Below are 17,245 nucleotides of genomic sequence, written 5' to 3' on the forward strand. Positions count from 1 at the left end.
TGTCCCGGATTGGCGCTTCGCTTCATCCAGGCTACGCAACTGCTGATCTCACCAGTCTCTAGCCCTGGCCGAGCGTCCGCACCGCTTCATCCACACTGCGGAAGACGTGGTCCCGCGGCAGGACATCGTAGACATCAAAGCGCTCGAACGCGTCCTGTGCGCGCGAGGATTCGAGCCGCGCCACCGCCACCGTTACGCCGTCATCGCGGCATTCGCGAAACAGGTCGCGCAGCGCCTGCGCCGCCGTGAAATCGATCTCGACCATGCCGCTGGCCTCGATCACCAGCAGTTTCGGCTTGGGCGTTGCGTGGCCGATGGTCTTGAGCACGCCGCCGTGAAAACCTTCCGCATTGAGGAACGACAACGGCGCCTGCAGGCCGACGACGGCAATTCCGGGCTTGCGCTCGCCGGCGACGTGCGGGCCCGTCGGCCACCAGATCGTGGTGCCGGGGACGTGGACGAATTCCACCAACTGGCCCTGCGTCGTTGTCCAGATGCCGTGCAACAGCGACAGCGCGATGCCGACGGCAACACCTTGCTCGATAGGCAGCACGATGATGGCGGCTGCCGTCGCCACCACCAGCAGGAACTCATAGAACGACTGGCGGAAGATCGTGATGATCTGCTTGACGCGGATGATGCGCAGCGCCACGAACAGCAGGACGCCGCCGAGCGCCGCATCGGGCACGTGCTGCAGCAGCGTCGCACCGAAGGCGAGCAGCGCGAGCACGATAGCCGCAGCAAACAGCCCCGAGAGCTGCGTGCGTCCGCCGGTCTCGGACACGATGCCGGTCCGTGGCGGACTGGCATTGACGGGGAAAGCGCCGAACAGGCCGGCGAGCAGGCTGCCGGCACCGGCGCCGAGGAAATCACGATCGACATCGGCCGGCTTGTCCGGATCTGACAGAAACGAGCGCGTCGTCGCGGCGGTCTGCACCATGACGACGATGGCGATCAGGATCGCCAGCGACAGCAATTTGATCCATCGCTCCGGCGCGATGTCCGGAAGCGATGGCTTTGGCAGCGACCCGGGCACGATGCCGACCACCTTGACGCCCTTGCTTTCGAGATGGCCGGCGATGACAGCGATGGTGGCCACGACAAGGCCGATCAGTGCGCCCGGAATCCGCGCGCTGATCTTCTCCGACCCGGCAACCAGCGCCAGCACGCCGAGGCCGATCGCCAGCGTATAGGCGTTGGTCTGGCCGATCTCTTCGATGAGGACCCCGAGCTTGTAGAGCGTCGGCCCGTCCGGCGTGGTCAGCCCGAGCACGCCGGGCAATTGCGAGACCAGGATGTGGACGGAAATGCCGGCGAGGAAGCCGACTGTGACCGGCGTCGACAGCAGATTGGCGATCCAGCCGAGCTTGAACAGGCCGCCGGCGATCATGATCGCGCCGACCATCAGCGCCAGGGCCATCGCCAACGACTGATAGTCGGGTGAGCCTGCGGTCGCCATCAGGGCCAGGCCGGCCGCGAAGATCGGCGTGATCGTGGAATCGGCGCCGCAGGACAGGAAGCGGTTGGCGCCGAGCATCGCAAAGCCGAGCGAGCCGGCCATGAAGGCGAAGAAGCCGATCTGCGGCGAGAAGCCGCCGAGCCGCGCGGTCGCCATCTGCTCGGGGATCGCGATCGCGGCGAGGGTCAGCCCTGCTATCAAATCCCCGGGCAAGTTGCCCGGCTGAAAGCCGGCCAGCGAGCGGAAGATCGGCCAGCTGGCGCGTGTCGCGGGGGTTTGGGCCATCGGTCTCCGACTCATCTGGCGGCGAAGGGACGGCAAGTGTCGGCCATCGCGTGGCCAAAAGCCAGCGGACGCGCGTGTGCAGGCGCGAAGGGGTTAGAGCGTTTTCGAGCGAAGTGGATACCGGTTCGCGTGAAGAAAACGCGTCAAAACAAAAAGCTAGAGCGCCGTTCCGATTCAGTCGGAACGGCAACGGCTCTAGCCGATGTTTTGCAGCGCCGGGAACGTCTCCAGCAGCCAGACGCTGACACCAGACACCGCGCCCGTCAGGAAGCCGATGCCGGTGACCACCATCAGCACGCCCATCACGCGCTCGACGGTGTCGAGATGACGCTTCATCCGTGCGAACAGCGAGGAGAACTGCTCGACCAGGAAGGCGGCGAGCAGGAAGGGGATGCCGAGCCCGGCGGAATAGATCGCGAGCAGGCCGGCACCCTTGGTCACCGTGGCCTGCGATGCGGCGATCGAAAGGATCGCGGCCAGGATCGGGCCGATGCAGGGCGTCCAGCCGAAGGCGAACGCAAGGCCCATGACATAGGCGCCCCACAGCCCGACCGGCTTGGGTGCGGTGAGCCGCCCCTCGCGCATCAGGAGGCCGATCCGGGTGATGCCGAGGAAATGCAGGCCCATGATGATGATGACGATGCCGGCCAGGATCGAGAGCTCGGCCGACCACGCCCGGACCAACCCGCCGACGATGGACGCGCTGGCGCCGAGTGCGACGAACACGGTGGAGAAGCCGAGCACGAACATCAGCGCCGCCATCATCACCGCGCGCTTGGAGGCGGCGGTGTCGCCGTCCTGGTTGACCTGCTCGATGGTCGCACCGGTCAGGTAGATCAGATAGGGCGGCACCAGCGGCAGCACGCAGGGCGACAGGAAGCTGACTAGGCCGGCGATCAAGGCGGCCGGGATCGAGACGTCGTGCATCAAGGGACCTTCGCAGAATAACCGTTCTGTCTTGGCGTCTACGCAGCCAACAATCCAGAAGTTTCGTCGCTAAAGCCTTCAACTATGGTCACAGGCCCGTGTCCGGCGCACTGGCGGGAACGGCACGACGGCGCCGCGCGCGAAATGCGGCCAAGGTTTGCCAGCTCGCGGAAAATGGCGCTATCGTTCGCCGATTGCGCGGCCGATCCACGGGAGAGCGGCATGAACGAGCACGATTTCGAAAAGCAATTGAAGGCTGACGGTTTCCAGGAAATTGAGCATCAGAAGCTCGATCCGCGCCCCGGCAGCAAGGGACGGCACCGGCATCATTTCGAGATCCGCGGCCTGGTGATCTCCGGAACTTTCGTGGTCAGGCAGAGCGGCGAACCCGTCGCCTATCGCTCGGGGCAGGTATTTTCCGTTGCCGAGGGCGAATTGCACGATGAGTGGATCGAGGCCGAAGGCGCGCAGGTTCTGGTCGGCCGGAAGTTTTCCGAGGGCAGGCCGTAACGCGAGAATACGGATGTGTGAGTCATAGCTCGTGCTACACGCTCGGTGTCGTCCCTGCGAAAGCTCTAGTGCGAAAGCAGGGACCCATAGCCACCGATGGTCATTGTGTTTGCGCGGCTGCGGCCACGGCGCACCTCAACAACGCAACCCTGTGGTTATGAGTCCCTGCTTTCGCAGGGACGACGCGGGTGAGAGTGGTGCCCCCGGGCTCACACCACTACCGCTTCCGCTTATCCCGCTCCGATGCCGTCTCGAACTCCCGGCCGCGAATCCGCACCAGATCGTCGGCGGAATGCGCCAGCAGCACGACGGTCGCCTCGCGCGCGGCCTCCGCATCGCCGGCGACGATCGCATCCAGCACCGCGCGGTGCTCGCGCAGCGCGCGCGGACGGTGTGAGCCGGGGGCCGCGATCGTAAAGCTCTGGCGCAGGGTGATCTCGAACATCTGGGCGATCGGCCAGAAGAACTCGTTGCGGGTCGCGAAATAGATCGCCTGGTGGAACGCGATGTCGGCGGCGACGAAGTCCTCATTGGTCTTTGCCGCGTCCATGCCGTCGCATCCGGCGCGGATGCGGGCGATGTCGTCTTCCCCGGCATGGGTCGCGGCCAGCGCCGCGGCGGCGGGCTCGACCGCGGAGCGCAGCTGGAACAGTTTTGCCAGATAGCGATCGATCTCCGCGGTCTCGAGGTGCCAGCGCAGCACGTCGGGATCGAGCTGATTCCATTGCTCGGGCGGCCGCACCCGTGTGCCGCTCTTCGGCCGCGACTCGATCAGGCCCTTGCCGGTGAGGGTGCGGATCGCCTCGCGCACCACCGTGCGGCTGACGTCCATCATCTCGCAGATCTGCATCTCCGGCGGCAGCGTCTCGCCGACGCCGATCTCGCCGCGCACGATGCTGCTGCCGACCCGGTCGGTGACCTGGCTGTGCACGCTCCGGCGCAATGCGTTGGATGTCTGGAACATCGGATGCCTCGCTGGGGTTGGTGCCTGCGCCGCCGCCGAGCCGCGCTCTTGCACAACCGCATTTCATTTATCATACATTATGACAAATGGTCTGCCAAGCTCGCGCCAGCCAGCGTCGCGGCCACAACAACGATCCGTTCCTGGGGAGGAGTTCCATCATGACGTCGATGCGCGTGAGCCGCCGTATTGTGTTGCGGTCGTCGGCCGCTGCCGCAGCGTGGCTCGTCGCCGCGCCCGCCGTCATCGGCCGCGCGCAGGCTGCGACCATGAAGATGCGGTGCTCGTCGTCGCTTCCGAACGACTCCAAATACGCCAACGGCCGCGTCTACTACGACAACCTGGTCAAGAGCCTGAAGGCGAACGGGCTCGGCGAGCAGATCGAGGTCACCTTCTTCCCCGACAACCAGCTCGGCCAGGAGATCGACGTCATCAACTCGGTGAAGCTCGGGGTGATCGACCTGATGGTCTCGGGCTCGTCGATCTCTGCGAACCTCGTGCCGCTGGTCGGCACGTTCGACCTCGGCTACCTCTTCACCAGCTACCAGCAGCAGACCAAGGCGTTCGACGCCGGCGCGGCGAAGCCGATCGAGGATGCGCTGCTCAAGGGCGCCAGCATCCACATCATCGCCTGGGCCTATAATTTCGGCGCACGCAGCGTGCTGGCGAAGAAGCCGGTGAAGACGCCGGAAGATCTCGCCGGCCTGAAGATCCGCACGCTGCCCAACCCGATCATCACCGAATGCCTGCGGTTGATGGGCGCGGCGGCGACACCGCTGGCATTCGGCGAGATTTACACAGCGCTGCAGGCTGGCGTGCTCGACGGTCTCGAGCACGATCCGCCGACCATCCTGGCCAGCAAGTTCTACGAGACGGCGAAGCACTACGCGCTGACCCAGCATATTTTCTCGCCGCTGGCGGTCTATTTCAGCGACACCACCTTCAACCGCATGGCTCCCAAGCTGCGCGAAGGCTTCCTTGATGCCGCGAAGACGGCCGCGGCCGATACCCGCGCGCATGGGCTCGCGGGCGAGAAGGAGGCACTGGCGAGCCTGGTGGAGAAGGGCGTCACGGTCGTCGAATGCGACAAGGAGGCGTTCCGCAAGCGCGTGCTGCCGCAGACCGACAATTTCATCAAGGCGCGGCCTGAGGCGAAGGCCGTCGTCGATCTGATCCGCGCCACCCAGGCCTGAGGTCGGCGCATGTCGGTCGCCGCGATTGCGACGAGAAGCAGCCCTGATCGGATCACCGCGCCGCTGCTCGCCATCAGTGACGCGATCGCCGCGATCCTGCTCGCCGCCGATCTCGTGGTGGTCTGTGTCTCGGTGCTGGCTCGCTTCCTGTTCAATGCGCCGGTCGAATGGTCCGACGACGTCGCCCGCGGCCTGATGGTCGGGTCGAGCTTCTTCGGCGCGGCCAGCGCACTTGCACGCAGCGAGAATCTCGGCGTCGCCTTCTTCGTCGACATGCTGCCGCCGGCGGTGCGCCGCGTTGTCGACGCGGTCGGTGCGCTGCTTGTCACCGTCATTGCCGCCTATGTCGCGTTCAACGCCATCAAGATGGGCTGGCTGACCACCGGCCAGACCTCCGGCTCCGGGTTGCCGCTGGAGTGGACGTTCTATCCGATGGGCGTCGGCGCCGCGTTCATGACGGTATTCGCGTTCGAGACGTTCTGTAGCCGGCCGTTGCGCGATATGGTGGCTGGCATCATCACGACGGCTGTCATCGTCGGTCTCTATCTGGCCTGGGACGCATTTGCGCCGTCGTCGGTGCCGTCGTCGCAGACGCTGATGCTGATCGGCTTCTTCCTCACGCTGTTCGGCGGGCTGCCGATCGGCTTTGCGCTGGCGCTGGCGGCGCTGATCTTCATCTGGGTCGAGGGCACGCTGCCGGGCGTGATCTTCGCCCAGCAAATGGCGCGCGGCATCGACAATTTCGTACTGCTGGCGATCCCATTCTTCATCCTGGTCGGCTATTTGATGGAAGCCAACGGCATGTCGGTGCGGCTGATCGAGCTGTTGCAGCGCGCAGTCGGGCGGATGCGCGGCGGGCTCAACGTCGTGATGGTGATGTCGATGGTGCTGTTCTCCGGCATCTCCGGCTCCAAGATGGCCGACGTCGCAGCCGTCGGCTCGGTGCTGATCCCCGCGGCGCGCCGCTCGCGGCAGAATCCAGGCGGCGCCGTGGCGCTGCTCGCCGCCTCCGCCGTGATGGCTGAAACCATTCCGCCCTGTATCAACCTGATCATCCTCGGCTTCGTCGCCAATCTGTCGATCGGCGGCCTGTTCGTCGCCGGCATGCTGCCGGCCGTGCTGATGGCGCTGGCGCTGATCGCGGTGTCGATCATCTTCGGCAAGCGCCCGGAGGCAAGCGTCGAAACCGAGCCGCGCGCCGCAGTGTCTGGCTTGTGGACCGGCGCGATCGCCTCGTTCGGGCTGATCTTCATGATCTTCTTCGGCTTCAAGAGCGGCTTCGCCACGGCAACCGAGATCTCGGCCTTTGCCGCGGTATATGCGATTGCCGTCGGCAGCCTCTTGTTCCGCGAACTCGGCGTGAAGAGTCTCGCGCACTGCTTCGTGCAATCGGCCGTTCGCTCGGGGCTGGTGCTGTTCATCGTCGCCGCTGCGCAATCGCTGGCCTTCATCCTGACGCTGCAGCAGGTGCCGCACGCCGTCGGCGAGCTCATGCTGGCGATCTCGGGCAGCCATGGCGTCTGGCTGTTCATGCTGCTGTCGATCCTGGTGCTGGTGGTGATGGGCTCGGTGCTCGAGGGCGCCGCGGCGCTGATCATCTTCGGACCGCTGCTGCTGCCGGTTGCGGTCAAGCTCGGCATCGATCCGCTGCATTTCGGCGTCGTGCTCGTGATCGCGATGGGGCTCGGGCTCTTTGCACCACCGCTTGGTCTTGGCCTCTACGGCGCCTGCCTGATCGGCAATGTGCCGATCGAGCAGACCATCAAGCCGATCGCGGGTTATCTCGGACTGCTGCTGCTGTGTCTCCTGGTGATCGCCTTCGTGCCGGCCATCAGCACGGCGCTGCCGCATGCGCTCGGCTATTAGGGGGAGACGCTCATGAAAGTGCTGCTCGCCCATACCCCGCAGATGCGCCGCGACTATTACGGCGAGCGTAGCCTGAGCGGCCTGCGCGCGGTCGCCGACGTCAGGCTGCACGAGGGGGAGGAGGCGCTCGACGCGGCGGCATTGGTCGAAGCCGCGGCCGATGTCGACATCATCGTCGCCGATCGCATGACCCAGGGGCCCGGCGAAATCTTTCCGCGGTTACCGAAACTGCGTGCCTTCGTGCGCTGTGCGGTCGATATCCGCAACATCGACGTGGCCGCGGCGTCCGCCGCCGGCGTGCTGGTGACGCAGGCGAGCGCCGGCTTCGTCCAGTCGGTTGCCGAGCTCGCGCTCGGCTTCATGGTTGACCTGTCGCGCGGCGTCTCCCGCGCGACAGCCGACTATCACGCGGGCAGGGCGCCCGAGGTCGTGATGGGCCGCCAGCTTGCGGGAAGCACGATCGGCATCATCGGCTATGGCAGCATCGGGCGCTATCTGGCCGGGATCGCCAAAGTGCTCGACATGAACGTGCTGGTCGCCGATCCCTTTGCGGCCATCGATGACGCCGCGATCGCGCATCTGCCGCTCGACGACCTGCTGCCGCGCGCCGACTACGTCGTCTGCCTCGCGATCGCCAATGCACAGACCGAGAACCTGATCGGGCGGGCCGCATTGGCGCGGATGCAGAAGCACGCGTTCTTCATCAACCTGTCGCGCGGCAATCTCGTCGACGAGGCGGCGCTGGCGGAGGCGCTGCGCGACGGCCGCATCGCGGGTGCGGCGATGGATGTCGGCCGCGCGCCCGACCAGATGCCGTCGCCGGAACTCGCGAGGTTGCCCAATGTGATCGCAACGCCGCACGTCGGCGGCCTGACGCCGCAGGCGATCGAGCATCAATCCTCGGAGACCGTGCGCCAGGTGGCGAGGATCGTCGCCGGCGAGATACCGGTCGGCGCCGTCAACTCCGAGCACTGGACGCGGCGGCCGCGGCTATGAAAGTTCAACAAGGCGCAATGCCGTCCGCGGGGCTGGACAAGACCTCGGCATGCAGCCCAAACTCGATTTTGCAAACCGCGGCCGCTGAGCGCGCGGTCAAGCAATGATCGGACCTCCCGCAACAAACGACGGGCGCCGAGAGGGAAACAGGGAGTGCATCACATGGCCATTTCACGCCGTGACGTCTTGTTGGGCAGCGCCGGCGCCTTGGGCGCCGCATCATTTTCCTTCCCGGCTCCTGCGATCGCACAATCGGAACCGATCAAGATCGGCTGCCTTGCGGCGATCACCGGCCCGAGCTCGGCGCCGACCGTTGGCTTCAACCGCGGCGTCAATTTCGCGGTCGATGCCATCAACGGCGCCGGCGGGGTGAAGGGCCGCAAGATCGAGCTTGTGATGCGCGACACCCAGGGCGATCCGACCAAGGCCGTGAACGCCACCCAGGAGCTGATCAGCCAGGCCAAGGTTCATGCGATCTGGGGGCCGCTGAATTCCGGCGAGGCGCTGGCGACGACGCCGATCATGGCGCGTGCCAAGATGCCGGACCTGCACCCCTGCGTGGTCGAAACCCTGATCGATCCGGTGAAGTACCCCAACGCGTTCCGCATCGCGCCGTCGAACAATCAGTGGGACGACGCCGTGCGCAATTATTGCCTCAAGATCCTCAAGGTGAAGAAGGTCGCCGTGATCGGCGACACCACCGGCTATGGCGTCACCGCAGTCGGCGCCTCCGTCGCGGCGTTCAAGAAGGACGGCGCCGAGGTGGTCTATCAGGCCAATATCGACGCCACGCAGCCCGACATGACGCCGGACATGCTGCGCGCCAAGAACGCCGGCGCCGAGGCGATCGTGGTGTGGAGCGTCTCGACCGGCATGGAGGCGCGGATGTTCAACACCCGCGCCGCGATGAACTGGGACGTTCCCTTCGTCGGCCATCCCTCGATGGCGTCGGGCGAGCTTGCGAGCCTGGTCGCCAAGCCGGTGAACTGGAAGAAGGTCTACGCGATCGGCTACAAGAGCTGCAGCTATGACAGCGCCGGCAAGCTCCCGCCGAAGAGCGAGGACCTGGTCGCGCGCCTGACCAAGGCCAATGTCGCGCTGAACGATACGCTGCTGTGGTGGGTCGCGGGCGGCATCGACTGCATCGAGCTGATCGCGAAAGCAGTCGCCGAGAGCGGCTCGACCGACAGCGCCGGCATCATCAAATACTGGAATTCGCTGTCGACCTATCCCGGCTACTTCGGCAATTATCGTTTCTCGCCGACCGAGCATAACGGCTATCTGACCGAAGAGATCGTGATGTCGGAATCCTCCACCGCGAAGAACGGCACGTTCGCGCTGGCGCCGGGATACACATAGGCCGGCGGGGCGTAGCCGATGCTGGCCTCGATCCTTGCATCCGGTCTCGCGGCGGGCGCGATCTACGCGCTGGTCGGCGTCACCTACAACACGATGTTCTCGACCTCGCGGGTGATGAGCTTCACCGCCGGCCAGCTTGCGATGTTGGGCGGCGTGTTCGGCTCGATGTTCACGCTGAAGCTCGGTTTGCCGATTGTCGCAGGCTTCGTGCTGACGCTGCTCTGTTGCGCGGTGATCGGGATCATCACTGAATTCGTCGCGGTGCGGCCGGTGCTCAAGAGCCTCGACCAGCATCTCTACGTGCTCTCGACCCTGGCGGTCGCACTGATGATCCAGCAGGTCACCGCGATCAAATGGGGCACCGAGCCGCAGCCGTTCCCGCGCATCGCAGGATTCGGCGAGGGTGTGCTGGATGAAAAGTTCTGGCTGCCCGTCGTGGCCTGTGCCGTCACCATCATCGGCCTCGAATATCTCTACCGCCGCACGCTGGTCGGCCGCGCGTTCCTCGCCATCGCGGAGGACAATTTCGCCGCACGGGCGCTCGGCCTGCCGGAGCGCAATCTGCGCGTCGCGAGCTACGCGCTGGCCGGAATGGTCGGCGGCATCGCCGGATTTTCCGGCGGGCAGCTGCTGCTCGCCTTCTTCGCCAACGGCGCGCTGCTGAATTTCTACGGCTTCGTGCCGGTCGCGCTCGGCGGGCTCGGCAACAACAGGGGCGCGATCATCGGCGGGCTGGCGCTCGGCCTGTTCCAGCAGGCGGCGAACTTCCTGGTCGGCGGCATCTTCTCCTCGGTCGCGGTATTCACGCTGTTCATCGTGGTGCTGCTCGCCGCGCCGCAAGGGTTATTCGGCGCGTCGACCGCGCGGAGGGTGTGATGACCTCGGTCGCAGCCGCTCCGCCCCGAACCGACAGCGGCGCCTGGCGCGCCGCGCTGCCGCACATCCTGCCGTTCCTCGGCATCCTCGTGCTGGCCGTGCTGCTGCCCTTCGTCAGCAATGATTACTGGGTGTTGATCGGCACCCGGATGGCGATCTACTGGGTGCTGGTGTCAGGCCTCAATCTCGTGGTCGGCTTTGCCGGCCATCTTGCGATCGGTTATGTCGCGCTGCTGACGCTCGGCGCCTACACGACCAGCGTGCTGGTCGCCGGCAATGTGATGCCGGCCATTCCAGTGTTTGCCGCTCTACCGATCGCAGGCCTGATCGGCGCGATCTTCGGCGTGATCGTCGGCCTGCCGGCCTTGCGCCTGCGCACCTTCTACTTCGCGATGTCGACCTTGGGCTTTGCGACCATCGTGACCCAGATCGCGCTGGCTTGGCAGAGCGTGACCGGCGGCGGCATCGGCATTGCCGGTCCGGAATTTTCCGCGCCGTTCAATACGCCGTGGGGGTTTTACGGGCTCTGCATCGCGTTTGCCGCGTTCACCACCTGGATGAGCGCCAACGTCGCGCGCAGCCGCTTCGGCCGCGCTTTGATCGCGGTGCGCGACGCTGAAGTCGCCGCCGAGGCCAGCGGCATCTCCAAGCCGAACATGCTGATCGCGATCTTCCTGTTCGCCGGCGCGCTGGCGGCGATCGCCGGCGGCTTGTTTGCGACGCTACAGACCTACATCACGCCCGACGCCTTCACCTTCGATCTCTCGGTGCTGTTCTTCATCGCGATCCTGATCGGCGGCCGCGGTTCGATCCTCGGGCCGATGCTCGGCACCATCATCCTGACCATCCTGCCCGAGATCGCAGCACCACTCGCTTCATGGTCGACCTTCCTCTACGCGGTTCTGCTGCTTCTGATCGTGCTGGTGATGCCCGGCGGCATCGCGGCGTTGCTCGATTTCCGCAACCGGCGTCCGCTCGCCAGCAACCGCGCCATTGTCCCGCGCCCGGCCGCGCTCGCCGACATCGTCCGCCGGCGTGATGGCGGCAAGCCGCTGCAGCTCCGCGGCATCGCGCTCAGCTTCGGCAATGTGAAAGCGATCGACGGCCTCGACCTCGATGTCGCGCCAGGACAGATCCACGGCCTGATCGGGCCGAACGGCAGCGGCAAGACCACCACCTTGAACGTGATCTCGGGCTATTACGCCGCGAAGGCCGGCACCATGACGCTCGGGGACGAGACGCTCCCCGCGGGCCAGCCGGTCCGGCGCGCCGCTTGCGGCATCGCGCGCACCTTCCAGACGCCGCGCGTGATCGGCGAAGCCTCGGTGCTGGAGAATGTCATGATCGGCGGCTCGATCGAGGGCCGGGCCAACTTCGTCGAGGCAATGCTTGCGCTGCCGCGTAACGGTACCGACGAGCGTATGCTGGCCGAGAAGGCGCGCGCGCTGCTCGGCGTCGTTGGCCTCGAGGCGCTCGCCGATGTGCGCGCCGACCGTCTGCAGCACAGCGAGCTGCGCTTCATCGAGATCGCGCGCGCCCTGATGCTCGATCCGGATTTCCTGCTGCTCGACGAACCCGCGGCCGGCCTCTCCAATGACGAGATCGAGCGGCTCGCCACCCTGATCAAGGCGGTCTGCGGCCGCGGCACCGGCGTGCTGCTGGTCGAGCATCATGCCGACCTGATCTTCGACATCTGCCACCAGGTCACCGTGCTCAATCTCGGCCGCACCCTGGCGGCGGGCACGCCGGCGGAGATCCGAGTCCACAAGGAGGTCGTCAGTGCTTACCTCGGCGGCTGAACCTCTGCTTGACGTGCGCGCTCTGGAGTCCGGCTACGGCAAGATCCGCGTGCTGCACGGCATCGACATGGCGATTGCCGCCGGCGAGGTCGTCGCTCTGCTCGGCCCCAACGGCGCCGGCAAGACCACGCTGCTGCGCGCGATGTCGGGCCTGTTGCCCGTCACTGCCGGGCAGGTCAGGTTCGGCGGCCGCGACATGACCAACGCCACGCCGCGTGATGCCGCGCGGGCCGGGCTCGTGCACGTGATCGAAGGACATCGCGTGTTCACGCAGATCTCGGTGACCGACAATTTGCTGCTCGCCGGCTACGACCTGCCACGCGCGGAGCGCGCCGTGCGCGTCGATGAGGCATTGTCATTCTTTCCCGAGATCGCCGAGAAGCGGCATGAGCGCGGCGGCGCGCTGTCGGGCGGGCAACAGCAGATGCTGACGGTGGCGCAGGGGCTGGTCCGCCGTCCGCGGCTCTTGATGCTCGACGAGCCCTCCGCGGGATTGTCGCCGGTGCTGGTCGACCGTGTCCTCAACGTCATCGGACGGTTGCGCGAGCAGGGCACCTCCGTGCTGCTGGTCGAACAGCTGCTCGAGAAGGCGCTGGCCTGCGCGGATCGGGTCTACGCGCTGGTGCAGGGCGCGATCGCGCTGGAGGCTGTGACCGGTGAAAGCGATCTCGCGCACCGGCTCGAGCGCGCCTATTTCGGCCATGAAAGCCACGCGCTGGGCGGCTGATGGAAATCGCGGGCATCGACAGTTCAATTCAGGTCTGACACAAGGTGGTCATGCGGCTTCCCTTCTTCTACGGCTGGACCATCGTCGCGGTGACGTTCGTCACCATGGCGATCGGCGTCAACGCACGGACGGCATTCTCGCTGTTCTATCCGCCGATCATCTCGGAGTTCGGCTGGGAGCGCGGCATCACCGCGGGCGCATTCTCGTTCGGGTTTGTCGCCTCGGCGATCGCGAGCCCGCTGATCGGCCGGCTGATGGACCGCGGCGGGCCGCGCGCGGTGATCGAGCTTGGCGTCCTGTTGATGGGCTCGGGCCTGCTGCTGGCGCCGCTGACCACGCAGCCCTGGCATCTCTATCTCACCATCGGCGTGCTGGTCGGCGCCGGCAGCGTCTGCCTCGGCTATTCCGGGCAATCGCTGTTCGTGCCGAACTGGTTCATCCGCCGCCGCGGGCTGGCGATCGGGCTCGCGTTCGCCGGCGTCGGCATCGGCTCGGTGACGTTGCTGCCATGGGTGCAGCACATGATCGAGCACACCGGCTGGCGCACCGCCTGCACCGCGATGGGGATCATGGTGCTGGTCGTGCTCGCGCCGATCAATCTCTTGCTGCACAAGCGGCCGGAAGACATCGGCCTGCAGCCGGACGGCGATGCCGCGCCGCCGGCGACGTCGGCCAGGCCGGCATCAAACATCGTCGATCCGGTATGGGCCGGCACCGACTGGACGCTGCCGCGTGCGCTGCGCACCGCGCGGTTTTGGTGGATCGCGATCGGCTATTTCTGCGGCCTGTACATCTGGTACGCCGTTCAGGTGCACCAGACCAAATTCCTGCTCGACATCGGCTTCAGCTCCAATGTCGGCGTCTGGGCGCTTGGCGTCGTCAGCCTGCTCGGCATTCCCGGCCAGATCTGGCTCGGGCATTTGTCCGATCGCATCGGCCGCGAATGGGTGTGGGCGATCTCCTGCTTCGGCTTCGTGATCTGCTTTGCCGCACTCGCCGCGCTGAAATACTGGCCGAGCATGGCGCTGATCTATCTCATGGTCTTCACGCAGGGCGCGCTCGGCTACGGCCTGACTTCGGTGATGGGACCGGTGGTGCTCGAGATCTTCCAGGGCAAGCATTACGGCAGCATCTTCGGCACCGTGATGCTGGCCGCGCTCGCCGGCGGGGCCGCAGGCCCGTGGATCACGGGACAGCTCTATGATCTCTCGGGCAGCTATACGAGCGCGTTCCTGCTCGGCATCGCCGTCAGCCTGCTGTCGGCGCTCGCGATCTGGCAGGCTTCGCCCCGCAAGGTCCGCGCCGTCGCCGGACAAATGCACAAGGTCGCCAGCGCGGCCTGACGCTTCAGGCGGACGAAACGCCGATCGCCCGCTGCAGGTCGGTGATCGCGCGCAGGCAACTGTCGGCGGGTGTGGTGTCCGGATCGATCAGGCGGTGCAGGCGGAAGCCGTCTTCCAGCGCCAGCACGATCGCGCCGGTCCAGTCCGGATTGAGTCTGGCGTTCCTGCCGCTGTTCTTCTGCGTGGTCTCGACGATGTCGGCGATCAGCTTGCGCCGTGCGCGCAGCCGCTTGGCGAGTTCGGGGCGGCGCTTCTCGGCGCGCGCCACGAACAGGATCATCTCCATATGCAGGAGGGGCGAGCGCCCGAGCGGATCCTGCCGGCTGCGATCCACGGTGCGCAGTGCCTCCAGGAAGTCGGCGAGGTCGCTGTGCTTGGCGAGCAGATCGAGATTGCGCCGGATCGATTGCTCGACGTGATCCTCGAGCATCGCGAAGATCAGCTCGTCCTTGCTCTTGAAGTTCGAATAGAACGCGCCGCGGGTGAAGCCCGCCGCGGCCGCGATCGCCTCGATGCTGGCGCCGCCGATGCCCTGTTCCTCGAACACCCGCGCCGCTGCCTCGAACAGCTTCTCGCAGGTGTCGTCCCGTGTCGGTCTGGTTCGAACCCTTGACATCGGCGCATTTTAGGGCAGAATGCAACTCGATACAAGAGTGTATCGAATTGCAGAACCAGAACAGCCGCACATTTGTGGTGCGGTCTTGAGGATGACACCAAGGCGCACCACGCTACAGGCACTGGTGCAGCGAGCGAACGAGGTCACCATGAACGAGCAAGTTCAGCCGGCCAGCGGCGATCCGCTTTTCAATCCACTGGCACCCGAATTCATTCGCAATCCCTATCCATATTACGAGCGGCTGCGCCGCCTCGATCCGATGCATGTCAACGCGCACGGCGCGTTCGTCGCCAGCCGCCACGCGGAGGCGAGCCTCGTGCTGCGCGACAAGCGGTTCGGCAAGGATTACGTCGAGCGCTCGATCCGTCGCTACGGCCCCAAGATCATGCACGAGCCGGTCATCCGCAGCATGAGCCACTGGATGCTGCAGCAGGATCCGCCGGATCACACAAGGCTGCGCGGCCTCGTCGTCAAAGCGTTCACTGCGCGCCGGGTCGAGGACATGCGCCCGCGCATTCAGCACGTCGTCGACGAGACGCTCGACCGCATCATTCCGCAGGGGAAGATGGATCTGATCGAGGACTTTGCATTCCGCCTGCCGGTGACCATTATCTGCGACATGCTCGGCATCCCGGAGGAGCATCGCGAGGCCTTCTACAACGGCTCGCGCGACGGCGGCCGCCTGCTCGAGCCGGTGCCGCTGTCGGCGGAGGAGATCAAGCAGGGCAACGCCGGCAATGCGATGGCCGCGATGTACTTCCACCAGCTGTTCGAGCTGCGCCGCAAGCAGCCCGGTGACGACCTCACCACCCAGCTGGTGCAGGCCGAGGAGAACGGCCAGAAGCTGACCAACGAGGAACTGACCGCCAACATCATCCTGCTGTTCGGCGCCGGCCACGAGACGACCGTCAATCTGATCGGCAACGGCCTGCTCGCGCTGTTCCGCAACCCGGACCAGCTCGCGCTGCTGAAGACCAATCCGGGCCTGATCACCAACGCGATCGAGGAGTTCCTGCGCTACGATTCCTCGGTGCAGCTGACCGGCCGCGTCGCGTTGGAAGACATCGAGGATCTCGGCGGCAAGCGCATCCCGAAGGGGGAAAGCGTACTGTGCCTGCTGGGCTCGGCCAATCACGACGAGGCTGTCTATCCCGACCATCCCGAAAAGCTCGACATCCAGCGGCCGAACGTGAAGCCGCTGTCGTTCGGCGGCGGCATCCATTTCTGCCTCGGCGCCCAGCTGGCGCGGATCGAGGCCGAGGTCGCGATCTCGACGCTGCTGCGCCGGATCCCCGACCTGCGGCTGGATGACGCGGAAAATCCGGAGTGGCGGCCGACCTTCGTGCTGCGCGGGCTGAAGCGGCTCCCGGCCAGCTGGTGACATTCCGGATCGGCGGCAGGGCAGCGTTCCTGCCGCGACGGCCGGAGCGCACGCACGCTTGAACGGAAATCCACGTTCCAGTTGACGTCGCGGCGGTAAAGCCGCTGTGACTTCGCCATACTTGTCTCTATATTTGGGTTGCTCCGGCCAAGGGTTGGCAAAGGGTTCAGCATAAGGAGGCTGCCGCGGAGCGGGCTCAAAGGGAGACACCGTGCAGACGACGCTGCTCGGCCTGGCAATCGCCTTCATTCTGGCACTGGTCGCTGCGCTGGTCGGTCCGTATTTCGTAGACTGGAACCAGTTCAGGCCGCAGTTCGAGGCGGAGGCGTCCAAGATCATCGGCGCGCCGGTTCGCGTTGCCGGCAATCTCGACGCGCGTCTGCTGCCCGCTCCCTCGCTCCGGTTGAAAACCGTCACCGTCGGCGGCGCCAACGACATGGGCAAGGTCAGGGCCGCCAATCTAGACGTCGAGTTCAGCCTGAGCTCCCTGATGCGCGGCGAAGTGCGCGCGAACGAGCTCACCATCAATGGCCTGTCGCTCGATCTCGGGCTGGACCCGAAGGGGCGGATCGACTGGTCGCCTTCGAGCGGGACCTTCAATCTGGCGTCGCTGGCGATCGACCGTCTCAATCTGACCGGCCGCGTCGCGCTGCACGATGCCGCGAGCCGCAGCACGCTCGAGCTGAACGATATTGCCTTCAGCGGCGATGTCCGCTCGCTGGCCGGCGCGATCCGCGGCGACGGCAATTTCATGTTCGACGGCAACCGCTACCCGTTTCGGATCTCCTCGGGGCAAAGCGCTGATGGCAGCGGCACCCGCCTGCACTTCAACATCGATCCCGGTCAGCGGCCGGTGTCGGCCGACCTCGACGGCATCCTGACCTTCGAAGCCCGCGCGCCGCGGTTCGAGGGCGCCGTGACGCTGGCGGGCACGCCGGGCCAGCGCG

At 66.0% G+C, this 17,245-nt stretch carries 15 protein-coding genes; 11 read left to right on the plus strand and 4 right to left on the minus strand.

The features are described from left to right. Window positions 1–58: 58 nt before the first annotated feature. The gene (locus tag AC628_RS21680) at window positions 59–1,744 is read right to left on the minus strand and encodes a SulP family inorganic anion transporter (protein ID WP_074128781.1); all 1,686 of its coding nucleotides are present in this window, start codon (window positions 1,742–1,744) and stop codon (window positions 59–61) included. A gap of 195 nt (window positions 1,745–1,939) precedes the next feature. Then, window positions 1,940–2,671: a cytochrome c biogenesis CcdA family protein gene (locus tag AC628_RS21685; RefSeq protein WP_083633074.1), complete on the minus strand. Its 732-nt coding sequence runs from the start codon at window positions 2,669–2,671 to the stop codon at window positions 1,940–1,942. 222 nt (window positions 2,672–2,893) lie between these two features. On the opposite strand from AC628_RS21685, the gene AC628_RS21690 reads away from it, so the two are divergent. Then, a complete protein-coding gene (locus AC628_RS21690; RefSeq protein ID WP_143201730.1) occupies window positions 2,894–3,181 on the plus strand; it encodes a hypothetical protein in 288 nt (95 codons plus the stop codon). A gap of 217 nt (window positions 3,182–3,398) precedes the next feature. Here the strand turns inward: AC628_RS21690 and AC628_RS21695 are convergent, their stop codons facing one another. Continuing rightward, the gene (locus AC628_RS21695) at window positions 3,399–4,145 is read right to left on the minus strand and encodes a FadR/GntR family transcriptional regulator (protein WP_245321263.1); all 747 of its coding nucleotides are present in this window, start codon (window positions 4,143–4,145) and stop codon (window positions 3,399–3,401) included. A gap of 158 nt (window positions 4,146–4,303) precedes the next feature. Between AC628_RS21695 and AC628_RS21700 the strand changes: the two genes are divergently transcribed. The 8 genes from AC628_RS21700 to AC628_RS21735 all read left to right on the plus strand — a co-directional run bounded on the left by AC628_RS21700 (window position 4,304) and on the right by AC628_RS21735 (window position 14,301). After that, window positions 4,304–5,335 carry a TRAP transporter substrate-binding protein gene (locus AC628_RS21700; protein WP_074128793.1) on the plus strand — a complete coding sequence of 344 codons (1,032 nt, stop codon included), beginning with the start codon at window positions 4,304–4,306 and terminating at the stop codon, window positions 5,333–5,335. Between the two features lie 9 nt (window positions 5,336–5,344). Then, a complete protein-coding gene (locus AC628_RS21705; protein WP_074128784.1) occupies window positions 5,345–7,201 on the plus strand; it encodes a TRAP transporter large permease in 1,857 nt (618 codons plus the stop codon). Window positions 7,202–7,213: 12 nt separating this feature from the next. Continuing rightward, the gene (locus AC628_RS21710) at window positions 7,214–8,197 is read left to right on the plus strand and encodes an NAD(P)-dependent oxidoreductase (RefSeq protein ID WP_074128785.1); all 984 of its coding nucleotides are present in this window, start codon (window positions 7,214–7,216) and stop codon (window positions 8,195–8,197) included. 162 nt (window positions 8,198–8,359) lie between these two features. Next, on the plus strand, window positions 8,360–9,556 hold the full coding sequence (locus AC628_RS21715; RefSeq protein ID WP_245321264.1) for an ABC transporter substrate-binding protein: 1,197 nt from the start codon (window positions 8,360–8,362) through the stop codon (window positions 9,554–9,556). Window positions 9,557–9,574: 18 nt separating this feature from the next. Further along, window positions 9,575–10,432 (plus strand): branched-chain amino acid ABC transporter permease, encoded by an 858-nt coding sequence (locus tag AC628_RS21720; protein ID WP_074128786.1) that lies wholly within the window; start codon window positions 9,575–9,577, stop codon window positions 10,430–10,432. Then, the gene (locus AC628_RS21725) at window positions 10,432–12,231 is read left to right on the plus strand and encodes a branched-chain amino acid ABC transporter ATP-binding protein/permease (protein ID WP_074128787.1); all 1,800 of its coding nucleotides are present in this window, start codon (window positions 10,432–10,434) and stop codon (window positions 12,229–12,231) included. The genes AC628_RS21720 and AC628_RS21725 overlap by 1 nt, the downstream gene beginning before the upstream one ends. After that, window positions 12,212–12,958 (plus strand): ABC transporter ATP-binding protein, encoded by a 747-nt coding sequence (locus AC628_RS21730; protein ID WP_074128788.1) that lies wholly within the window; start codon window positions 12,212–12,214, stop codon window positions 12,956–12,958. Before AC628_RS21725 ends, AC628_RS21730 begins: the two co-directional genes overlap by 20 nt. Window positions 12,959–13,008: 50 nt before the next feature. Then, window positions 13,009–14,301 carry an MFS transporter gene (locus AC628_RS21735; RefSeq protein WP_074128789.1) on the plus strand — a complete coding sequence of 431 codons (1,293 nt, stop codon included), beginning with the start codon at window positions 13,009–13,011 and terminating at the stop codon, window positions 14,299–14,301. 4 nt (window positions 14,302–14,305) lie between these two features. Here AC628_RS21735 and AC628_RS21740 read toward each other — a convergent pair whose 3' ends face one another. Then, window positions 14,306–14,917, minus strand: coding sequence for a TetR/AcrR family transcriptional regulator (locus AC628_RS21740; protein ID WP_074128790.1), 612 nt, complete (start codon window positions 14,915–14,917; stop codon window positions 14,306–14,308). Between the two features lie 148 nt (window positions 14,918–15,065). Between AC628_RS21740 and AC628_RS21745 the strand changes: the two genes are divergently transcribed. After that, window positions 15,066–16,298, plus strand: a complete 1,233-nt coding sequence (locus tag AC628_RS21745) for a cytochrome P450 (RefSeq protein ID WP_074128795.1) — start codon at window positions 15,066–15,068, stop codon at window positions 16,296–16,298. A gap of 211 nt (window positions 16,299–16,509) precedes the next feature. Further along, window positions 16,510–17,245, plus strand: a 736-nt coding sequence (locus AC628_RS21750) for an AsmA family protein (protein ID WP_143201732.1), incomplete at its 3' end; no start/stop codon positions are given.

Source organism: Bradyrhizobium sp. NAS96.2, from assembly GCF_001908235.1.
Classification (GTDB): Bacteria; Pseudomonadota; Alphaproteobacteria; order Rhizobiales; family Xanthobacteraceae; genus Bradyrhizobium.